Source organism: Pseudomonas sp. Sample_24 (assembly GCF_004307605.1).
Taxonomy (GTDB): Bacteria; Pseudomonadota; Gammaproteobacteria; order Pseudomonadales; family Pseudomonadaceae; genus Aquipseudomonas.
In genome coordinates this window covers 1-3,403 of record NZ_RCNW01000136.1, presented here as the reverse complement: position 1 = coordinate 3,403, position 3,403 = coordinate 1, and the positions used below count along the sequence as shown (strand labels likewise).

At 58.7% G+C, this 3,403-nt stretch carries 3 protein-coding genes; 2 read left to right on the top strand and 1 reads right to left on the bottom strand.

Annotated elements, in window-relative coordinates; translation table 11 throughout:
* The first annotated feature begins 44 nt into the window (after positions 1-44).
* Complete coding sequence (locus D8V06_RS06560; RefSeq protein WP_130903831.1) at positions 45-1,013, top strand: CDP-6-deoxy-delta-3,4-glucoseen reductase; 969 nt, start codon at positions 45-47, stop codon at positions 1,011-1,013.
* A 328-nt stretch (positions 1,014-1,341) separates the two neighbouring features.
* Positions 1,342-2,010, top strand: a complete 669-nt coding sequence (locus D8V06_RS06555) for a gamma-glutamylcyclotransferase (RefSeq protein ID WP_056854088.1) — start codon at positions 1,342-1,344, stop codon at positions 2,008-2,010.
* Here the strand turns inward: D8V06_RS06555 and glpT are convergent.
* On the bottom strand, positions 1,986-3,335 hold the full coding sequence (gene glpT / locus D8V06_RS06550) for a glycerol-3-phosphate transporter (protein ID WP_056854087.1): 1,350 nt from the start codon (positions 3,333-3,335) through the stop codon (positions 1,986-1,988). The two genes, D8V06_RS06555 and glpT, sit on opposite strands and share 25 nt — an antisense overlap.
* Between the last annotated feature and the right edge of the window lie 68 nt (positions 3,336-3,403).

Genomic DNA, 3,403 nt, shown 5'->3' with positions numbered 1-3,403 from the left:
ACCCAACGGATCGATGCCATCTGGAATCAGTTAGGAATAGATTGATGCGTGTAACTTTGCAGCCCTCCGGAGCGGTGCTCGAGATCCTGCCCGGCGAGCGGATTCTCGATGGCGCACGTCGTCTGGGCTATGAGTGCCCGCAAAGCTGTCGCAACGGCAACTGCCATGTGTGCGCTGCGTTGCTGGTGGAAGGGCGCGTCGAACAGGCGGGCGATGTGCGCGATCATGGCGAGTTCTACACTTGCATTGCAGAGCCGCTCGAAGACTGCATCGTGCTGTGGGATGGCGTGCTCGCGCTGGGAGAATTGCCGGTGCGCACCCTGTCGTGTCAGGTCACCAGTTGCACCGAGGTCGGTGGTGATACCTGGCGAGTGCGGCTGCGGGCGCCGGCGGGTAAACCTCCGCGTTATCACGCCGGCCAGTACTTGATGATCCATCGGGACAATGGCGAGAAATCATCTTTCTCCCTGGCTTCGGCACCCTCCGGTGGGCGTGATCTGGAAATCCACGTACTGGCGCGCGAAGCCAGTGCAATAAACCTGATCAAGCAGCTGCAAGGCAACACGATGGTGCGGATCGACATGCCGTTCGGCGACACGCACCTGGCCGAGCTGCCGGACGGTCCTCTGGTGTTGATTGCCGCGGGTACCGGCATGGGCCAGGTCCATGGCCTGATCGAACACTGTCGCGCCGAAGGCTTCAAGCACCCCGTGCATTTGTATTGGGGCGTGCGCCGTCCTGAAGACTTCTATGAAATCGAACACTGGGACGAGTGGCTGAAGCTACCCAACCTGTTCCTGCACAAAGTCGTCAGCGATCAAAGCGGCTGGCAGGGACGCTGCGGCATGTTGCATGAGGCCGTGTGCGAAGACTTCCCCGATCTCAAGACTTTGCACGTGTACGCCAGTGGTTCTCCGGCCATGGTCTACGGCACGCTGGATGCGCTGGTCGAGGCGGGCATGGACGCCCATCAGATGCGCGCAGACGTATTTGCCTACGCTCCACGCTCTTGACTCCAATCTCTGAAGATAACCAAACATCCCTGTAGGGGGAGCCTGCTCGCGATGTTCTTAAGAGCGCCGTGGGCAGCCTGACTTCCCGCGTAATCACTAACGACCATCGCGAGCAGGCTCGCTCCTACACAGGTGGTTATAACTCTGTATATAGCGGATCGGTATTTATAAAATAGTATAAATGCCGGTACGTTATATCTGATCCAGCCAGTTAATTAATAACTGTGCCATGGCACCTAAATTGCCTTAAAACTTATGTGCCTTATTGTTACAACGGTGCGTTCTATAAAGTAATACTTCACTCGCGGGGAGCTGAACGCTATTCGCCATGAGCGCCATAGAATCTTCATTTCTGAATCTGGCTTATCCGCCGCAGCTCGATCTGGGGCCGCAGCTCACTCACGAACAATTACTCAGCTCAATGCAAACGACCATGGCGCGCCACAAGGGTGGGCCTGTATGGCTGTTCGCCTATGGGTCACTGATCTGGCGCCCTGAGTGCACGGCTGTCGAGCGCGTTCGCGGGCGGGTCCATGGTTACCACCGGGGGTTGTACCTGTGGTCCCACGAACATCGTGGCACACCGGAGATGCCGGGCCTGGTATTCGGCCTGGATCGCGGCGGCTCTTGCAGCGGCTTTGCTTATCGTCTGCCTGAAGAGCAACTTGAAGCGTCACTGTATGCGCTTTGGCAACGTGAGATGCCGTTCCCGTCTTATCGTCCACACTGGCTCAACTGCCGACTCGAAGACGGCAACCAGGTTCAGGCATTGGGATTCGTTCTGGAGCGGCACCTGCCCAGTTATGCCGGCAACTTGCCGGATCATGTGCTGAGCCATGTGTTTGAAAACGCTTGCGGGCGTTACGGCACCACTCGCGATTATGTCGAGCAGACCGCTCACGCCCTGCGTAGCCACGCCATGCCAGACCGGAATCTGGAGGCGCGGCTCAAGCGCTGTAAATCAAAGGCCGATCAGGCGAGTGCTTCGCGGCTCTGACTGGCGACTTGCTTGTGCCACAGCGTTGGCGCAAGGAAAGCCATCGCCAGCAGGCAGGCGCCGATCAGCAGGACGAAACCGCCGTCCCAACCGAAGTGGTCCACGGTGTAGCCCATCGCTGCACTGGCCGCGACCGAACCCCCCAGGTAACCGAACAAACCGGTGAAACCCGCTGCCGTACCGGCGGCTTTCTTCGGCGCCAGCTCCAGCGCCTGCAAGCCGATCAGCATGACCGGGCCGTAGATCAGGAAGCCGATGGACACCAGGGCGATCATGTCGACCGTCGGGTTGCCGGCCGGATTCAACCAGTACACCAGGGTCGCCACGGTCACCAGCGCCATGAACACCATGCCGGTCAGGCCACGGTTGCCACGGAAAATCTTGTCCGACATCCAGCCGCACAGCAACGTGCCCGGGATACCCGCCCACTCGTAGAAGAAGTACGCCCAGGACGTCTTGTCTACGGTGAAACCCTTGGCTTCCTTGAGGTAGGTCGGCGCCCAGTCCAATACGCCGTAGCGCAGCAGATAGACGAAGACGTTGGCCAGGGCGATGTACCAGAGCATTTTGTTGCGCAGCACGTATTTGACGAAGATTTCCTTGGCGCTGAATTCTTCTTCGTGGCTGGCGTCGTAGCCTTCCGGATAGTCGTTCTTGTACTTCTCGATGGGCGGCAGGCCCACCGATTGCGGGGTATCGCGCATGGTGATGAAGGCAAAAACCGCCACGGCCATGGCGACGGCTGCCGGTACGTAGAACGCCGCATGCCAGTCATTGAACAGGCCCATGCCGACCAGGAACAGCGGACCGATCAGGCCGCCGCCGACGTTGTGCGCGACGTTCCACAGCGACACCACGCCACCGCGTTCCTTCTGTGACCACCAGTGCACCATGGTCCGGCCACTGGGCGGCCAACCCATGCCCTGAGCCCAGCCATTGATGAACAGCAGGACGAACATGATGGTCACGCTGGACGTTGCCCAATGCGCGAAACCGAAAATGAACATCACGGCAGCCGAAACCATCAGGCCGAACGGCAGGAAGAAGCGCGGGTTGGAGCGGTCGGAAACGATGCCCATCAGGAACTTGGACAAGCCATAGGCGATGGCAATCGCCGACAGCGCCACGCCCAGTTCACCGCGGGTATAGCCCTCTTCGATCAGATAGGGCATCGCCAGGGAAAAGTTTTTGCGCAGCAGGTAGTAACCGGCGTAACCGATAAAGATACCGGCGAAGATTTGCCAGCGCAGGCGGCGGTAGGTGCTGTCTATTTTTTCTTCAGGCAAGGGCGCCTGATGTGCGGCAGGACGAAAGAAAGCAAACATTCAGGAGCTCCAGTTTTCTTGTTTTGACTGCGGATGCGAATGTTACAGTTTCGTTACCGAAAATAGCA